Below are 16,961 nucleotides of genomic sequence, written 5' to 3'. Positions count from 1 at the left end.
CCTGCGGTGGGCCTCACACGCTTAGAACAACCCTGGTCCTCGCCTGTTCCTCAGGGGAGCTTGGAGCGCCAGACCAGCAGAAACATCGACTGCCCTGTTGCCTGCCCGCGCCATCCCGACCATATTGCCGCCATGACAAAAAAGCCCTTCCGCCTCACGCCCTACCAGGTGCAGTTCCTGCTCGTCGTCGGTTTCGTCACTGTCGGCTGTGCGTTCTACGTGCGCTATCTCGCGATCGAATTTTCGCAGGTTGCGCTTGCCTGTGACGCCGGGCTTCAGACGCTGGTCTGCAAGGCGCGGTCGGTCTCGACCGTGCTGTTCAAAAATTCGGTGTTCGGCATCGTCGCGCTGGTGGTTGCGACGCTGAACCTGATGCGGCCGTCGATCGTGCTGCTCACCGTCGGCATCATCGCCGCGGGCCTTGGCATCGTGCTCTACAATGTCGTGCTGTCGGGTCTGGCGATCGGCCTGTTCATTCTTGGATTTGCTCGGCCCGCGCCCGCCACAGCGTGAGCGCGAACAGCAGATAGATCGCGCAGGTCCACAGTGACTGCCAGTTGTCGCGGCCTTCGTTGAAGAGCACAAAGACGGCCGACAGCCCCAGCACGCCCGCGAACACAGATTCGGCGATCGGACGCTGGCCGATCTGCGGCCGGTTCAGCATCAGAGCTGCAAACGGCACCACCGCCATCGTCAGCGAGGCGTAGGGAAAATCCTTGTAGCGCGGGTCGAACACGAAGCCGAGCGCGGTCGCGGCCGCGATCACGGCCGTCACCGCCAGCGTCAGGCCAAGCACGGCGGTGAGCTTCGACCATTTGCGGCCCTCGCGCGGGCCGAGCAGATCGAGAAATGTCGGAAGGCTGCGGCCGATCACCATCGCCTGCGCGCAGAAGATCGGCGACAGGATGCCGGCCAGGAGCAGCGCGCCCCAGAGCAGCCAGCCGCCGATGCCGTAGCTCTCGTAATACATCTTGTCGGCGCCGATCCCAAGCAGGCTCCCCGCCGTTGTCGCCGAAATGCTGACACCGAGCCAGGCCGAGAAGCGCGGCGTCCACGGCCGCCGGCGCAGCGTGATGAGGGCAACTGCGAATACCAGCACGGACAGGCCCATGCCCGCGCCCATGTACCATTTCCAATATGGAAAATTGCTGATCGGCTCGCCCGGTGGATATTTCAGGCTCCGGCGCACCGAATCGTACAGGCCCCAATAGCCGCCGACGGTGCCTTCCAGCTTGCGCTTCCACGGCTGGTCGTAGGACTCGATCAGATTGACGTGGAACTTGTTCGCCTTCGCAAGGCTCAGGATTTCCGAGACGACGCGCGCCTGGTTGGTGCGTGAGGGCAGCGCGCCCTCGCGCATGCGTCCTTCGCTCGGCCAGCCGGTCTCGCCGATCAGGATCTCCTTGCCGGGGAACGCCACCGCCATGCGCTCGCGGATCGCCTCGACATGGGCAGAGGCGAATTTCGCCTTGACGGGCAAATCCTCCCAATAGGGCAGGATGTGGATCGTGACGAAGTCGACGACGTCATAGACCTCGCGGTTCTTCAGCCAATATTCCCAGACATCGGCATAGGTGACGGGCACGCTGACCTGCGCCTTCACCGAGCGGATGATGGAGACGAGGTCGGCCGTCGTCATCTCGCCGCGCAGCAGCACCTCGTTGCCCACGATGACCGCGGTGATGATGTCGGGGAATTGCTTGATGAGACGGACGGCGAGCGCGGCCTGCTCGAAGTTCTTGGTGCGGTTGCTGGAGAGCCAGATGCCCTGCAGCACTTTCAGCCCGCCGACCTTGGCTGCGATCGCCGGCACCTGGTCGAGCCCGTTCTCCATCGAATAGGTGCGGACGCAGTCGGTGATCTCTTTGAGCTGGCGCAGATCCTGCTCGATCTGCTCGCCCTCGATATGGGTCCACGCCTCCAATGGCGTCTGCTCGCCGCGGAACGGCGCGTAGGAGACGCATTGAACCTTCTCGGCGGGATCGATCGGGGCGCGCGCGAGCGTGATCGGCGTCGCCAACCACCACCACACGGCAGCAATCGCACCCAGTGAAACGAGCAGAAGCGCCAGTGGCGTACGAAGAGAAATCGGTTCCGTCCTCCGCGAAGGGTCCGTCGATTACCTGCTTGCACGCCGTCTGCCAAGGGGGGCGCCGGAGAGGATCCGCTCCTTGTATCCGCTCTTGCCCCAAAGGAAACCGGCTGCGGCTGTTGGACCGGGGCCTAGCGTCGTGACTTTGCTGGACAAAATTCAAAATACAGGTCATGGACTCCGAAAGACTTTTCCGCCGCATTGGAGACCCATTTGGACGCCATCACCGTCGCGTCCGCGGGATCCTGACGCGGACGGCCAGCGGATACATTGGGGAATTCATGCGGCAACGGGTGTTCGAGTCACGAAATGCGGTCCTGCGGCAGTTCGCCGCCACGTTGGCCGTCTCCTGCCTTCTCGTTCTCGCAGGTCTCGGTGGCGCCTCCGCGCAGAGCGGCACGCCCGCCCCGGACCAGGGCAAGGCCGCCGCCCAGCCCGCCGACGCCGCCAAGGATGCCGCCCAGAACCAGCGCCGCACCGACGAGTTCGCCGAAGCGGCCCAGGTCATCAACGGCCCGGCCGGCAACCCCGAATGCGTCTGGCTCGGCCGGCGCGTGGTGCGGCTGATGTGGCGGGATGATCTCGATACCGCGTTCCGCCATCTCGACCTCTACGACCGTTTCGGCTGCCCCGGCGGCCACATCCAGGCCGCCTTCCGCTGCCTAACCCGCTTTGGCGGCCAGATCGATCCCAAGGTCGCCGAGACTCTGGATAGCCGTGTGCACGTTTGCTGGATTAATCCGGCCTCCCAGCCGCAGCAGGCGGCGGCGAGCGCCTCGCAGCCGGCCGCGCCGACCGCCGGCAATGCGCAGCCGCAGCCGGCCGCCAGCCCCACGCCTGCGGCAAGCCCGTCGCCGGCGCCCCCGAAATAGCGCGATCGTTTCAGCCGTCGTTCAGGAACGGTCGGCCATAGACGCGGTTGGCACTGCCACGCGTCTTCCAGAAAAGGCCATGCCCTCAGAAGGACATGAGGCCATGACAGTTGAGAAACCGCGCGGCAGAGGTATGCTCCATTTGCCGCGGACTTGGTCGGATCTCGGGGTCGGATCCGCTTCCCTGCCCCCTCAGCCCCTTTTGGTTTAGCCGCGATGCGCGTTGTCGCCGCCGTTCTGTTGCTTGTGTCCGCGCTTCACGGCGGCCTGTGGGGACTCTTGCGCGACAAGGAAGCCGCGCCCGACTTTAAAGGTCTGCTGCCGAGCGTCTCCTACGCGCCGTTCGAGGGCTCGGCCCACCCTGACATCGACAACATCCCGACCGTCGAGAAAATCCGCGCCGACCTCAAGACGCTGTCGACCATGACGCGCGCGATCCGTCTCTATTCGTCCACGGGAGGTGTGGAACTGGTGCCGCCGATCGCGGCCGAGTTCGGCCTCAAGGTCACCGTCGGCGCCTGGATCGACAAGGACAAGGATCGCAACGAGCGCGAGATCAAGGCCGCCATCGAGCTCGCCCGCAAGAACAGCAACGTCGTCGGCGTGGTCGTCGGCAATGAGGTGATCTACCGCGGCGAGCAGAAGGTTGAAGACCTCATCGACATGATCAAGAAGGTCAAGGGCTCGGTCCGCGTGCCGGTCACGACCGGCGAGATCTGGAACATCTGGCGCGACAATCCCGAGCTCGGATCCAGCGTCGATTTCATCGCCGCGCACGTGCTGCCCTATTGGGAAAACTTCCGCTCGGACCAGGCCGTCGACCAGGCCGTCGACCGCTACAACCTCTTGCGCAATTTGTTTCCCGGCAAGCGCATCGTGATCGCCGAGTTCGGCTGGCCCAGCCAGGGCTACAATCTGCGCAACGCCGATCCGGGTCCATTCCAGCAGGCCCTGATTCTGCGCAACTTCGTCAGCCGCGCCGAAGCCATCGGCATGGAATACAACATCGTCGAAGCTATCGATCAGCCGTGGAAGTTCTTCGAAGGCGGCGTCGGTCCCTATTGGGGCATCCTCAACGCCAGCCGCGAGCCGAAATTCGCCTGGACCGGCCCGGTCGAGAACCCCGACTATTGGAAGCTGATGGGCATCGCACTGCTGGTCGGCATCCTGCTATCCCTGCCGATCCTGCGGCTTGAAAAACCGACCGCGAAGCAGGCGTTCCTGCTGTCGGCGGCCGCCAACGGCGTCGGCGCCTGGACCGCGGTCGTGTTCGCGTTCTGGAACAGCCATTATTTCATTTTCGGCTCGGCCTTCGCGCTGACGCTCGGCATGATCCTGCTCGTTCCTCTTGTCCTCATTGCGATGGCGCGCATCGAGGAGATCGCAGCAGTCGCGTTCGGCCGGCCCCCGCAGCGGCTGATCACGAAGCACAAGCCCATCGAGAACGTTCCCGAGAATTACTATCCGAAAGTCTCGATCCACATCCCCGCCTACTTCGAGCCGGTCGACATGCTCAAGCAGACGCTGGATGCGCTATCGCGGCTGAACTATCCGAACTACGAATGCGTCGTCATCATCAACAACACCCCGGATCCCGCGTTCTGGCAGCCGATCCAGGACCATTGCCGCGCGCTCGGTGAACGCTTCAAGTTCATCAACGCCGAGAAGGTGCAGGGCTTCAAGGCCGGCGCACTGCGCATCGCGATGGACCGCACCGCGGCCGACGCCGAGATCATCGGCATCCTCGATGCCGACTATGTCGTCGATCCCGACTGGCTGAGCGATCTCGTGCCGGCCTTCGCCGATCCGCGCGTTGGCCTCGTGCAGGCGCCGCAGGAGCACCGCGACGGCGATTTGTCGATCATGCACTACATCATGAACGGCGAATATGCCGGCTTCTTCGACATCGGCATGGTCCAGCGCAACGAGACCAACGCCATCATCGTGCACGGCACGATGTGCCTGATCCGCCGCGCCGCGATGGATATGGCCGGCGGCTGGTCGTCCGACACGATCTGCGAGGACAGCGATCTCGGCCTTTCGATCCAGCAGCTCGGCTGGACGACGCACTACACCAACCACCGCTACGGCCAGGGCCTGCTCCCCGACACCTATGAGGCTTTCAAGAAGCAGCGTCACCGCTGGGCCTATGGCGGCCTGCAGATCGTGAAGAAGCACTGGCGCCGCTTCCTGCCGGGCGCGAGCCGGCTGACGGCCGACCAGAAGCGCGAATATGGCCTCGGCTGGCTGAACTGGCTCGGCGCCGAAAGCCTCGGCGTCGTGGTGGCGCTGCTCAACCTCGTGTGGGTGCCGATCGTCGCCTTCGCCGACATCGCCATCCCCGACAAGATTTTGACGCTGCCGATCATCGGCGCCTTCATCATCTCGCTGGCGCACTTCCTTTCAATGTACCGCGCCCGTGTTGCGATCAAGCCCGGCCAGATGCTGGGCGCCATGATCGCGGCGATGAGCGTGCAGTGGACGGTGTCGCGCGCGGTGGCGCAGGGCCTCATCACCGAGCACATCGCCTTCGCCCGCACCTCCAAGGGCGGCCTATCCAGGATGTCGATCGAGTTCCAGGCTTTCTGGGAAGCCGTGATCGGCGCTCTGCTGCTGATCGGTGCCGGCGTGCTGATCGCCTCCAACAGCTTCCGTCAGATCACCGAGATCTACATCTTCGCCGGCGTGCTGGTGCTGCAAAGCCTGCCGTTCCTGGCCGCCGTCGCCATCGCCATCCTCGAGCTCAGCCGCATCAACTCGTTCCAATTCTGGCGCGACAGCGCCATCCGTACCGCCGAGCTGATCGGCCTGCGCCCGGTCGCGCTGCCCCATCCGGGTGGCACGCCGCAAGCCGTGCCGAACGAGGTTCGGCAGGAGACGAACTGACAAGGCGAGCCCACCTGCGCCCATCCTTCGAGACGCCCGCCCACGGCGGGCCATTAGGATGAGGTCGGGATCTGCCGCGAGATTGTCCGACCCTCATGGTGAGGAGCCCGCAAAGCGGGCGTTTCGAACCATGCAGGCCGAACTCTTACCGCAACCTCCTGCGGTTCAGCGTGGATGACGACCCGCCAATCGAGTTGAGAATTCCGGCCTAAGCCGTGGACAGGGCGAACGAATCCCCGCTCCTGCCGAGAGTTTTGGCAGCGCCCCCGACTATTGACCTGCGCAGCCACTGCCCCTACACAGCGCAGGCCGAGAGCATGATCCGGAAACAGCCGGTTTTTCCTCGCGACGCCCTTTAGCGTAGCGGCAAGACATGCTTCTCGAATGTCCGAACACGATGGCGATCTCTTCATGCCATCAGCGGCCATGGGAGCGCGTAGCTCAGCCGGTAGAGCACGTGACTTTTAATCACGGGGTCCTGGGTTCGAGCCCCAGCGCGCTCACCAAGCAAAATTGATTACTTAGATCCGGCTTTGCGCTCCTTCCCTCAACTTCAAGAACCATGTGCACACGACATGCACACTGGAGAACGCGAGTGATCGCCCGGGCGCTGTTGGTTGCGTTCGCGGATGAAGTGCGCATCACTGCCGTGCTGCTCGTTTGATTTGCTGGAGCGAGCGCTGGGAAGCGCCGCCGGGATGTTCGTCCCCGCGAGGCTTCTACTAGGCGAAACTTGGCCTGCTGGCGTGAACCGGCGGGACGCCCGTAGATGGTCCTAGAACCGCTCGCTCAGCTTTGCTTCCCGTGCATGCAGGCGATCACAAACTCTCGCTTCGCGTTTCCTTGTCCCTTTGCTCTTCCGCTTGCACTCGAAAACCCACGCTCGCTAGCGAGCTGCTGGCATCTTTCCAATTTTTGAGGGTTGCGAGGCGCGCCCTGCTGGGCCTGTACAGAGCCGCCCACTAGAACCAGAGCAACGGAAGCAACTAAGATCGGCCTAGTCATTCTGCGGACTCCAATCACTACAAGAAGAATAGTGGCGCCCCGTCGGCATCGCTATCAACCAACGCTGCGCAGAGGACTCTCAATCGCTCTTGGATCGTAGCAGCCCGCCAGCGTGAACCGGCGGGCTTTATTTTCAGAAGCGCACTGAACTTTCACACTCCACGTCCATACTCATGGGTATCCGGGATTTTTGCTAATCCCCTCCCGGGGCTGGACGCACTATCAAGCCGCCGGGACAAGGTATTGTATGCCCGGCGGCTCAATTATGGTTTGTTGGTTCAGGCGAGCATCTGCGCCGGGATCACGCGCGTTGCCGTGCGCTTCTAGCCTTGATGGCTTCGGCCAGCTCAAATGCCAGGCCGTTCGCCAGATGCAGCCAAGGGCAGCACCGGCATCAGGCAGCGCCAAGATTCCGACAAGCATCTCTCCATGGTTGATAGTGTCCTGCGCGTATTCCCCAGTAGCCCCCTGAGATGAAGTGCGCCGGCGTTCGCCAAATTTGCGAGTTGTCCGTGGCCGCCCGACACGAGCCTGCGTCTGCGCCGCCTGTAGCAACAAGGCGCGGAGGTCAGGCCGGACTTCAATCGGCCGGACTGTCCTCGCTCTCGTCGATGTCGATAACCAAGGAAGCAGTGACTAAGCCGTTGACGGTTTCGCCGATTGGAACAAGTGTGCACTTTGATACTTACCGAGTCGCTCAATGGCGAGGCCGTGCCGTGGACCGCGATTTCAAGAACGAAGTCTTTTCGAAATTCGAGCCGAACCCGATCCGGAGCTGCAATGCATGCGGCAAGAAGCCGGCGCAGGTTCGGTTCATGCTGGACTCTCTCACCGGCCGCACGGTCCGTATGTTCAAGTGCGAGTGCGGGGAGCAGACCTGGACTGAGGACAAGCCGTAGGTCGCCCGGGCGATCGGCGATGCGGCTGCGACAAAGATTCCAGGAACGATCAGCCCTCCCGACGTGTTCGGGATCGGGCAATGAGCAACAAATCTATCCTTCTCTTTCCCGGCATGATCAAGCCGCTGCGACTGGCTCGCGTCTACGGCTACCTGATCCAGCGCGGAGACGGACTCTACCACCCCGGCGGCAGTCAGCCGGTATGCACGATGTCTCTGGCGCGGAAAATGGTCGAAGGCGGCTGGCTCGAACAGCACGGCCAGCGCTACGAGCCGACAGCGCAAGGTCTGCGAGCGGGCGAATAAACCCGCAAGGCCCGCAGCCCAAAGAAACGGCCCCAGGCCAAGGTGGCAGGACCCAGGGCTGAGGCCGCTTCGGACTACGCTACGGTAGCCTCATGCGTCTGAACGCATGAAGAACAAGCGTCGCTGATCCGCATCGTTCCTACTATTTGCAGCCTCGCCCGGTCGAGCAGCAGCCATTTCTCAAGCCGCCGCCCCGGTTCGGGCGGAACAAAGCCTTCAGGCGGGCGATTGCTCCTCCGAGTAGGAGTTGCGTCATGGGTCATGCGCCGTCGATCGTACCGTTGGATCGCCTCGACCGGGAGATTTACCTGGTTCTCGAAGACTTCGGGGCCCGCGCTGGCTGCTCGTGGCGCGAGACGGACGAGCAGGATACCGACCTCAAGACGGTGCTGCGGGATTTGCTCTCAGGCCAGTATGCCTATCCAGTCAGGATCGTTGCCTTCAATGCCATCGAGGGCTGGTCGCGAGATGCCACCGAGGACATTGCGGACGCGCTGGCAGACCTGGCCGCACTTGAAGGGCTCGACCTCTCACCCGCGCTGGAGGCATTCGTTCAGGCCAACAGCTCCCGCCCGTTTGGCCTGCAACTGGCGCTCCCTCTGCGCGGAGCCGCTTGACGCATTGCGGTGAGGTTTCCTTGGGGGTGAAGCTTCCTTGCGACCCGCAGCGAACCCGGCGTCCGCGCCGATAAACCTTGGGCGGTGCCGAACGCGATCCTCATCTTGCGCGGCGTTGCGCAGCCTAGGACGGTCCTGCCGTGATCCCGGGACTTTCCAAAGAAAAAGCCCGGCACAGCGGCCGGGCTCAGTTGACTGGAACATAGAAGCTTGCAGATCAGTACCGTCCCCCAACGGGGCCGCCGAACTTGTAGTTCAGGCCGACCTTCGCGATGGAAAGCTTGTTCTTGATGTCGACGTTTGCAACGGCGGGTACGCCGGCGAGCGGAGAGAAATCAAACGCGACGCTCTTCTTGTCGAAGTCCATGTAGTCGTATTCGATGAATGCGCTCCAGTTATGGTCGAATGCGTATTCTGCACCAAGACCGAGCAGCCAACCGAAAGACGTGCTGTCCGAGCTAACCGAAAACGCTGCCGGTCCCAATCCGGCACCCGCGCTGAAGGTATGGTTGGTGTGCAGCCATGCAGCACCGCCCTTCACATAAACCAGCGTACGTTCAGCCACGACGCCACCGAACCGGCCCGTGACAGTTGCGAGCCAATCGCTCTTGCCGGTGCAGCTGGCAACGAAGAGGCATGGCGTCGTGCCCTTCACGTCCATTCCGGCGATGTCACCCTGGACGCCGAATACGGCCCATCCGGACTGCCAATTGTAGCCGATCTGGCCACCTCCGAGAAACCCGCTCATCCCGACTGGCTGAGCGATCTCGTGCCGGCCTGGTGAGGTTTCCTTGGGGGTGAAGCTTCCTTGCGACCCGCAGCGAACCCGGCGTCCGCGCCGATAAACCTTGGGCGGTGCCGAACGCGATCCTCATCTTGCGCGGCGTTGCGCAGCCTAGGACGGTCCTGCCGTGATCCCGGGACTTTCCAAAGAAAAAGCCCGGCACAGCGGCCGGGCTCAGTTGACTGGAACATAGAAGCTTGCAGATCAGTACCGTCCCCCAACGGGGCCGCCGAACTTGTAGTTCAGGCCGACCTTCGCGATGGAAAGCTTGTTCTTGATGTCGACGTTTGCAACGGCGGGTACGCCGGCGAGCGGAGAGAAATCAAACGCGACGCTCTTCTTGTCGAAGTCCATGTAGTCGTATTCGATGAATGCGCTCCAGTTATGGTCGAATGCGTATTCTGCACCAAGACCGAGCAGCCAACCGAAAGACGTGCTGTCCGAGCTAACCGAAAACGCTGCCGGTCCCAATCCGGCACCCGCGCTGAAGGTATGGTTGGTGTGCAGCCATGCAGCACCGCCCTTCACATAAACCAGCGTACGTTCAGCCACGACGCCACCGAACCGGCCCGTGACAGTTGCGAGCCAATCGCTCTTGCCGGTGCAGCTGGCAACGAAGAGGCATGGCGTCGTGCCCTTCACGTCCATTCCGGCGATGTCACCCTGGACGCCGAATACGGCCCATCCGGACTGCCAATTGTAGCCGATCTGGCCACCTCCGAGAAACCCGCTCCGGCTGTTCTGGTCGATCGGAAAGCCACCCGGGATCAGACCGCCGCCTCCCGTGAGGCCGGTCAAAGTGGCTTCCGTTGTACCCCAGCCGGCGCCCACGTGGCCGCCAAGATAAAAGCCGGTCCAGCTCCAAACTGCGGCCGGAGCCATCAGAGGGGCTTTGGTGGCCATGTCTGCGGCGAAGCTCAGGCTTGTCGAAGCGAGAAGAATAGCGGCAGCAGCAATCTTTGTTCTCATGTGAATACCCCAATAACGTCGGTGAACGTGCTTTCAATGTCCCGTCGTTTTACGGAGTTGATGGCGGGGCCGCATAGTGCCGGGCTGCAACACCTCACAGACGCAGCTATGCCTGCAGCGCCGCGTCTGGGACTAACCCGTCCTCGGGCGCTTTCGGCTTGGAGCGTGATCTTCCCACCGCAAGGGCAAGGCGCACTTTAGGACCGGTTGAGCCCTCGCGAACCCATCACTCGTGCGATCAGCGCCACCGCGATCCGTGGTCTGTTGTCGGAGCGATCCTCAACCGCTCCTTCTTCGCAAAACGCCAAATTCCGATAGAGTCCAGTAGTCGCCCTGAGATGAACTGCGGGCTGCAGGCGCCTATTGTGCCCTCCCCCCTCAGGGCGTGTTGGCGATGATTTGCGTAGCGAAAGACAGTCCGCCGGTTCTGATCTGCACCAGGTGCAGACGGCCGATGACGTTTTTGGCCACGCTGCCAGGAATCTTCACGCTTCCCGCAGTGCATGCCTACCAGTGCCGTCCCTGTCTGCGGGTGGACACCATCCCGCTGGATTGAAGCCTGAATTGGCGTGATCGCGCGTCAACGACCAGGTGCACCCAACTTCCGCACCCTGCTATTGCCTGGCATCTGCGGCGGCTCCAGGAGCCCTCCCCCCAAAAACCCGCTGACAACCCGCCGGAAACGTGTAGGATTCACCAAAACCGGAGGAGCTGCATGTTTGAAATCAACGGTTTCGACACGGCAGGCGTCGTCAGCCTGAAGCGGCTGTCACTCGCCGCCGCCCTCAAGAAGGCCAGAGAGCTGATCAGGGACGGCTGCTGGGACGTTCGGGTCGTTGATCCCAATGGCAGGGTCTACACCTCGTTTGAAGAGCAGGCCGCCTAGCCGCTCCAGCCTACGGCGCAATTCGAGCGAACACCGGCGCCTAAAGCGCGATGCGGTTAGGATAAATCGCCATCGCGCTTTAGGTTGTTGTTTAAGCATGATCTTTTCGGAAAACCGCTGCGCACTTTTCCGGATCATGCTTTAGTCCCGCCGCTATCCCCCTCGCCCGACGTTTGACGAGGCGTTGTTCAGCCAGCGCTGTGTTGCTTCGTCACGGTGACGGCGAAGCGCGCCGGCGGCGTCGCGTTCGCCCGGGGCCGCTCCGCGGCAGGATGGCGTGCGCGGGCGTGATGCACCGCTGCGGCGGTTGCGGAGCTGCACAGCACCAGCAACAGATCCATGGCGACAAGAGAGCGCATCGCATCAACTCCAATGGAGCAATCGCCCGCTGTCATCTGACGCGCCGGTCGGTTCGCCACATCTGTCGGGGCTTCACAATCACGGAGAGGAGAAGCGCGGGCTCTTGCCGTGGCGCAAGCCGGGCCTCGACTGCCGCGCGCGATGAGATTGCCAGTCAACCCGTTTGGGAGCAGGCTCCCTCCAGGCGCTCAAGACGCCGCACGGGAGAGAGACATGAAGGAACAGGGCCTGGATGGCCGCCACCGCGACAAGGACGGCGGGATCGGCAAGAAGCACGGCAACACGCTGGTCGGCACATTGCGCAAGATCTACGGAAAGGGTTTCGCCGCCGGCTATCCCGATGCGACGCCGCTCAGCGAAGTCCTGACCCAGCTGAACGAGACGTCACTAAGCCAGTTGCGCCGCGATCACGACACCGGGCATTTGGGGCACAAGATCGATCACGCCTTGAAGTGACCGGACGCTCGTAGGATGGGTTTCGCGAGCGCTCTACCCATCCTACGCGCTACGCACTAAAGCGCGATGCGATTAGGAAGAACCGCCATCGCGCTTAGGTTGTTGTTTAAGCATGATCTCTTCGGAAAACCGCTGCGCACTTTTCCGGATCATGCTTTAGCTCTCCGGGGCTGCCATCGCAGCCGGCACGCTCAGCGGAGCGCCGCCAATCGAAACAGGCCCCAGGGGCTTCGGCTCCCGAACCAGCCGTTTGCGCATCGCTGCGGACAGTCCATAGCGCGCATGCGCTCTTCGGACGGACGACGTGACATCCGACACCACAGTGTTTTGCAGCGAGTCGACCTTGGCGATCAACGTCGACAGCTGCGAAGATATCTTCCTCACGTCGACCCGTTCGTCCGTGACGCTCTGGCGCAGGGACAGCAGCACCGTTGAATCCTGCTGCAACAGAGCTGAGTTCTGCTCCGACGCCTGGTTATTCTGCTGCAGCAAGGCGGTGTGTTGCTGTTGGGCCGCCTGAATCTCCTTCAAGGCAGCGACAACCGGATCCGGCTTTGGCACGGACGCTTCCAGGCGCGGAAGCAGTTCAGCCAGGCGGCCGACATTCAGCGACGAAAAATCGGACGGCGAGGTGTAGATCGCCGCTGCGCCGTTGATGGCCAGAGCGCACACCGAGAATGCCAGGACCGATTTCCGGCTGGATCTCTTGCTCGAGACCGGAGCTTCCGGGGCTGCAGGTTCGTGCGCTGCTGCGGCAGCTGCAAGCGCTGTAGCGTCGAGCTCTTCGGCGAAGCTTGCCGTTTCGAAAGTCGCGGTCATTTGCGTTGACCCCAATGAGCGAGCAATAGGAAGCCGCCCCTGGAACGCCCTCGCGACGTACCCTTTACGCAGCACCCATACACAACTGACTAAAATTGTGGGCTTTTCGGATTAATTCCACGTTAGCGACGTGGCCGGCCGACGGGCCGGGCCACCCCGGCCGATTACGGGGGAAGCGAAGAGCAGAGGCACGAACGCGCCCTCCCGCCGGTTTCAAAAGACCTTGTGCCAGCGCCACTTAGCTACTGTGCATGGGGTTGTTTTCGCGGCTTTTGATGCGCTCCTAACCCTCGTCCAGCAGTTCGAACAGCTCTTCCACCCGCTCGAACGGCGCGTCCTGCATCTTGGCGTGATAGACCACGCGATCGCCGTGGCGTTGCAGTGACTTGCCCCGCGACTTCCGCAAGCGTCCGGGGAGGAACGTCGCGGCCGCAGCTTCAGGACCGACGTCGAGGCGGACGATGCCGCGTCGCTTGCATTCAAGCCTGATCCTGGCTGCGGCGAAGAAGTCGCGCGCGCCCTTGGGCAAGGGTCCGAAGCGGCGGGATGTTTCCTCTTCGAGGTCTTCGAGGTCGTCCTCATCGGTGCATCGTGCGGCGCGCGCATAGAATTCAAGACGCACCGGCTCGGACTGCACGTAGGTCTCGGGCAGCATGTCCGCGACCGGCAGGTTCAGGTCCGGCACCCACACCGCCTGCCCCTCGTCGAGCTTCTCCGAAGCCATTTTCAGCAGGTGGCTGTAGAGCACGGGCCCGAACACCTGGACGTGGCCGGATTGCAGCTCCGAAAACAAATCGCCCGCGCCCCGCAGATCCAGGTCGCGCTCGCTGATGGCAAAGCCGGCACCGGGCCGGCTGAACTCTTCGAGCACGGCCAGCCGCTTCTCGGATTGTCCGGACGCCGACTCGGTCAAGAGATGGGCGAAGGCGCGGATGCCGCCGCGGCCGACGCGCCCGCGCAGCTGGTGCAGCTGGGCGAGGCCGAACTTCTCCGGCCAGCAGACCACGATGGTGTTCGCACGGGGGATGTCGAGGCCGCTCTCGACGATGTTGGTCGCGAGCAGGACGTCGGCCCTGCCCTCGACGAAGCTCATCATGCGGTCGTCGATCTCGTCCGCCGCCAATCGGCCGTGCAGGCAGACGATGCGTAAGTCAGGCGCCACCGCCTGCACCCGCGCCAGCATCGGATCGAGATCCTGGATGCGCGGGCAGATCAGGAAGCTCTGGCCGTGACGGCGCTGCTCGCGCAGGAGCGCGGTGGCAATCGCCGCATCCGACAGCGGCGCGATCCGGGTCGCGACCGGCAGCCGGTGCACCGGGGGCGATGCGATCACGCTGAGGTCGCGGAAGCCGGCAAGGCCGGCCGCGAGCGTGCGCGGGATCGGCGTCGCGCTCATCATCAGCACGTGGACGTTCTTGGCGAGGCCGGCGAGCTTGGCCTTCTCGGCTGCGCCAAAATGCTGCTCCTCGTCGATGATGACGAGGCCGAGATCGTCAAACCTCACGTCCTTGCCCGTGAGCGCCTGGGTGCCGATCACGACCTTGATCCGGCCGCTGCGCAGGCCCTCCCTGGTCTCGCGCAACTGCGCGCCCGAAGTCGCGCGCGACAAATTACCGACCTCGATGCCGAACGGCGCAAAGCGCTTCTTGAACGTCGCGACATGCTGGCGGGCCAGCACCGTCGTCGGCACCGCGATCGCCACCTGCTTGCCGGACAGCACCGCGGCAGCCGCCGCGCGCAGCGCCACCTCGGTCTTGCCGAAGCCGACGTCGCCGCAGATCACCCGGTCCATGGGACGACCTGATGCGAGATCGTCGAGCACGTCGGCGATCGCCTTGGCCTGGTCGCTGGTGGTGAAATAAGGGAAACGCGCGACGAACTTCTCGTAGGCCGACCCCGGCGGAACCAGCTTTTCGCCGCGCCGCCGGCGGCGCTGGCTGATGTGCTTGGCCAGCGCCTTGCCAGCCGCCTGGATTTCGCGCTCGGCCTCGCCGCGGCGAGCCCACCACGTGCTGCCATCCGCCTTGTCGAGCGTCAGCTTGCCGAGTTCGGCCGCGTAAGGCCACATCAAGGCAAGATCAGGCGGCGGCACCAGCACCGCGTCGTCGCCCGCGAATTTCAGGCGGATCATCTCGCGCAGCGCGCCGCCGCCCGTGTTCACGGTCTGCAAGCCGTCGAGCACGCCGAGGCCGCGCTGGAGATGGATGACCACCGTGCCCTGCTCGGGGACGTCGGCATGCTCGAAGGCCGCGCTCCAGGCGCGCGCCATCGGCTGCGGATGATGCGCCCGGCTGCCGAGCACGTCGGAAGCCGTCACCACGACCAGAGCCTTTTTCCCCGGCAGGACGAACCCCGCATCGAGATCGGCCAGCAGCGCCGCCTCGCCGCTCCGCGCGCGCGTCGCCTCGTCCCAATCTTCGCAGCGCTGCGCCTTGAGGCCGCTCATCCGCTCCATCACGCGCAGATCGTCCTCCTGCGCCGCGGCCAGGATCAGTCGCGATCCGGCCCGGCGTGTCTCCTCGACGTAACCACGCAGCGCCTTCCTGGCGGATGTCAGCTTGGAAAACTCCGGGATCCTCTGGAAGGACGAAGCGCGCGGCAGCACCTTCATGCCCTTGGAGAGCTGCTTCCAGTCGCGCCGTCCGAGATATTCGCGCTCACGCTCGGCACGCGGCGCGGCCTCCTCGATCGTATCGAGCCAGCCTTCGGCGTGCACCGGGACACCCGCATCGGCCATCCATTTGGCGCGCCCGCAATAGTCGAACAGGCTCGCGCGCTTGCTGCCTTTGCCGGCAAGGCCAAGCCGCTCCGACATCGGATCGACGAGAAGCTCCTTGGTCTCGAAGATGATCCTGTGCTCGTTCGGATCGAACGCCACGATCCGCTTGATCGCGCGATCCGAATGTTCGATCCGGAACGGCCCCAGCGCGCCCGCAGGGAATATCTCGAAGGTCTGGCCGTGGAACAGCGCCCCGCCCGGATAGTCCGGCTCGTCCTCCAGATCGTATCCGAGGGCTTCGAGGCGCGCCTCGAGGTCGCGCTCTGAGAACGTGCCGCCCACCTTCAAGCTGAGGCTCAGGCGCGACAGGCTCGCCGGCGGCGGCAGGCGCTCCATCACGGCTTCCGCCGTCGAAACGAGGAAGAGCGGCTTCTTGGATTTTGCGAGGCGCCTCAGGACGGAGGCCCTGCGTCCTGCGAGTTCGTGCGACGGCTCCAGCTGATCGAACGGCAGGGTGTTCAATCGCGGAAAGACCAGGACTTCACAGGAGGAGTCGAGCGCGTGAATGACGCTGCCGAGCCGCTCCGCCCTGTTCTCGCTCTCGGCGAGAAAAACGATGCCGCTGCGTCCAGATTGTTTCCATTGAGCAAGCAGATGGAGAGCTAGCACGCCAAGCGGCGAGGAAGACGAGATCGTGGCGCGCTGCGCCACCTTGCTCTTCATCGGCGAGGTCTTGCTTCGCAACGCCTTTTTCGGCGGCGTCTTCTTCGGGAGCGGCTTCTTCGGCAGCGTCTTGGCCACCCGCGCCTTTTTGGTAAGCCTCACTTGGATCCGTTTCTGGTCGTAAACCGTCGTCAACTGAACGCCAGCCGCCTTCGTTTTCGATTCGGCGACTTCTAGCCCTGCATATGGGATTTGCCCCGCGAACGCACCCCTCGTGGCAACGTTCGGCGCGGCGCTGCGATCCCGACAATCTTCGCCGTTGATCGCGCTTCGGCCGGAACTAACGCGGCGGGGGATTGCGTCTGTCGTCGATGCGACGCTTGGCGCGACTTTAAACGTTCTGCGCAAAGGCAGTCACGAAAAAGCCCCAGCGCTTGGAGCCACGCTGGGGCGCTTCGTTCAAAATGAATCGGCTAAGCAATGACATCTTCATAGCAGCGAAGTCGAGGCGCGCTTGTGAACTGGTTCACACGCCTCGCAATAGACAAACGACCTCGGGGGACCGAGGTCGCCAACCTTTGTGGGGAAGGTTTTCTCGCGGCCCGGGCTTGGGGGGCTTGGGGACGGGT

The 16,961-nt window shown here is 63.4% G+C and carries 14 protein-coding genes and 1 tRNA gene; 9 read left to right on the top strand and 6 right to left on the bottom strand.

What is annotated here, in order from left to right:
- The first annotated feature begins 132 nt into the window (after nucleotides 1-132).
- Nucleotides 133-513 (top strand): hypothetical protein, encoded by a 381-nt coding sequence (locus IVB28_RS15300; protein ID WP_246931402.1) that lies wholly within the window; start codon nucleotides 133-135, stop codon nucleotides 511-513.
- Here the strand turns inward: IVB28_RS15300 and IVB28_RS15295 are convergent.
- Entirely contained in the window at nucleotides 473-2,032 is a 1,560-nt protein-coding gene (locus IVB28_RS15295) for a beta-(1-6) glucans synthase (protein WP_247527259.1), read from the bottom strand. The two genes, IVB28_RS15300 and IVB28_RS15295, sit on opposite strands and share 41 nt — an antisense overlap.
- Nucleotides 2,033-2,373: 341 nt before the next feature.
- Here IVB28_RS15295 and IVB28_RS15290 point away from each other — a divergent pair, with 341 nt between their 5' ends.
- From IVB28_RS15290 to IVB28_RS15265, 6 genes are all read left to right on the top strand, one after another.
- Nucleotides 2,374-2,964 (top strand): beta-1-3, beta-1-6-glucan biosynthesis protein, encoded by a 591-nt coding sequence (locus tag IVB28_RS15290; protein WP_247527257.1) that lies wholly within the window; start codon nucleotides 2,374-2,376, stop codon nucleotides 2,962-2,964.
- A gap of 216 nt (nucleotides 2,965-3,180) precedes the next feature.
- Nucleotides 3,181-5,850: a glycosyltransferase gene (locus IVB28_RS15285; RefSeq protein ID WP_247527255.1), complete on the top strand. Its 2,670-nt coding sequence runs from the start codon at nucleotides 3,181-3,183 to the stop codon at nucleotides 5,848-5,850.
- Between the two features lie 430 nt (nucleotides 5,851-6,280).
- Nucleotides 6,281-6,356, top strand: a tRNA-Lys gene (locus IVB28_RS15280).
- 1,215 nt (nucleotides 6,357-7,571) lie between these two features.
- On the top strand, nucleotides 7,572-7,754 hold the full coding sequence (locus tag IVB28_RS15275; RefSeq protein ID WP_247527253.1) for a hypothetical protein: 183 nt from the start codon (nucleotides 7,572-7,574) through the stop codon (nucleotides 7,752-7,754).
- Nucleotides 7,755-7,834: 80 nt separating this feature from the next.
- Complete coding sequence (locus IVB28_RS15270) at nucleotides 7,835-8,059, top strand: hypothetical protein (protein ID WP_247527251.1); 225 nt, start codon at nucleotides 7,835-7,837, stop codon at nucleotides 8,057-8,059.
- A gap of 254 nt (nucleotides 8,060-8,313) precedes the next feature.
- The gene (locus tag IVB28_RS15265) at nucleotides 8,314-8,676 is read left to right on the top strand and encodes a hypothetical protein (protein WP_247527250.1); all 363 of its coding nucleotides are present in this window, start codon (nucleotides 8,314-8,316) and stop codon (nucleotides 8,674-8,676) included.
- A gap of 217 nt (nucleotides 8,677-8,893) precedes the next feature.
- Here IVB28_RS15265 and IVB28_RS15260 read toward each other — a convergent pair whose 3' ends face one another.
- Together IVB28_RS15260 and IVB28_RS15255 are read right to left on the bottom strand one after the other, a co-directional pair.
- Entirely contained in the window at nucleotides 8,894-9,424 is a 531-nt protein-coding gene (locus IVB28_RS15260) for an outer membrane beta-barrel protein (protein ID WP_247527249.1), read from the bottom strand.
- Between the two features lie 240 nt (nucleotides 9,425-9,664).
- Nucleotides 9,665-10,429 carry an outer membrane beta-barrel protein gene (locus tag IVB28_RS15255; RefSeq protein WP_247527248.1) on the bottom strand — a complete coding sequence of 255 codons (765 nt, stop codon included), beginning with the start codon at nucleotides 10,427-10,429 and terminating at the stop codon, nucleotides 9,665-9,667.
- Between the two features lie 715 nt (nucleotides 10,430-11,144).
- Here IVB28_RS15255 and IVB28_RS15250 point away from each other — a divergent pair.
- Nucleotides 11,145-11,315: a hypothetical protein gene (locus tag IVB28_RS15250; protein WP_247527247.1), complete on the top strand. Its 171-nt coding sequence runs from the start codon at nucleotides 11,145-11,147 to the stop codon at nucleotides 11,313-11,315.
- A 188-nt stretch (nucleotides 11,316-11,503) separates the two neighbouring features.
- On the opposite strand, the gene IVB28_RS15245 is transcribed toward IVB28_RS15250, so the two are convergent.
- On the bottom strand, nucleotides 11,504-11,674 hold the full coding sequence (locus IVB28_RS15245; RefSeq protein WP_247527246.1) for a hypothetical protein: 171 nt from the start codon (nucleotides 11,672-11,674) through the stop codon (nucleotides 11,504-11,506).
- Nucleotides 11,675-11,888: 214 nt separating this feature from the next.
- Between IVB28_RS15245 and IVB28_RS15240 the strand changes: the two genes are divergently transcribed.
- Nucleotides 11,889-12,131 carry a hypothetical protein gene (locus IVB28_RS15240; RefSeq protein ID WP_247527245.1) on the top strand — a complete coding sequence of 81 codons (243 nt, stop codon included), beginning with the start codon at nucleotides 11,889-11,891 and terminating at the stop codon, nucleotides 12,129-12,131.
- 156 nt (nucleotides 12,132-12,287) lie between these two features.
- Here IVB28_RS15240 and IVB28_RS15235 read toward each other — a convergent pair whose 3' ends face one another.
- Nucleotides 12,288-12,950: a hypothetical protein gene (locus tag IVB28_RS15235; RefSeq protein WP_247527244.1), complete on the bottom strand. Its 663-nt coding sequence runs from the start codon at nucleotides 12,948-12,950 to the stop codon at nucleotides 12,288-12,290.
- Nucleotides 12,951-13,233: 283 nt separating this feature from the next.
- Nucleotides 13,234-16,338 carry a DEAD/DEAH box helicase gene (locus tag IVB28_RS15230; RefSeq protein WP_247528553.1) on the bottom strand — a complete coding sequence of 1,035 codons (3,105 nt, stop codon included), beginning with the start codon at nucleotides 16,336-16,338 and terminating at the stop codon, nucleotides 13,234-13,236.
- Nucleotides 16,339-16,961: the final 623 nt, after the last annotated feature.

Source organism: Bradyrhizobium sp. 199 (genome assembly GCF_023073355.1).
In the GTDB taxonomy this organism is placed as follows: domain Bacteria; phylum Pseudomonadota; class Alphaproteobacteria; order Rhizobiales; family Xanthobacteraceae; genus Bradyrhizobium.
Note: the sequence above shows the minus strand (reverse complement) of the source record. Positions and strands in the feature narration are given on the sequence as shown.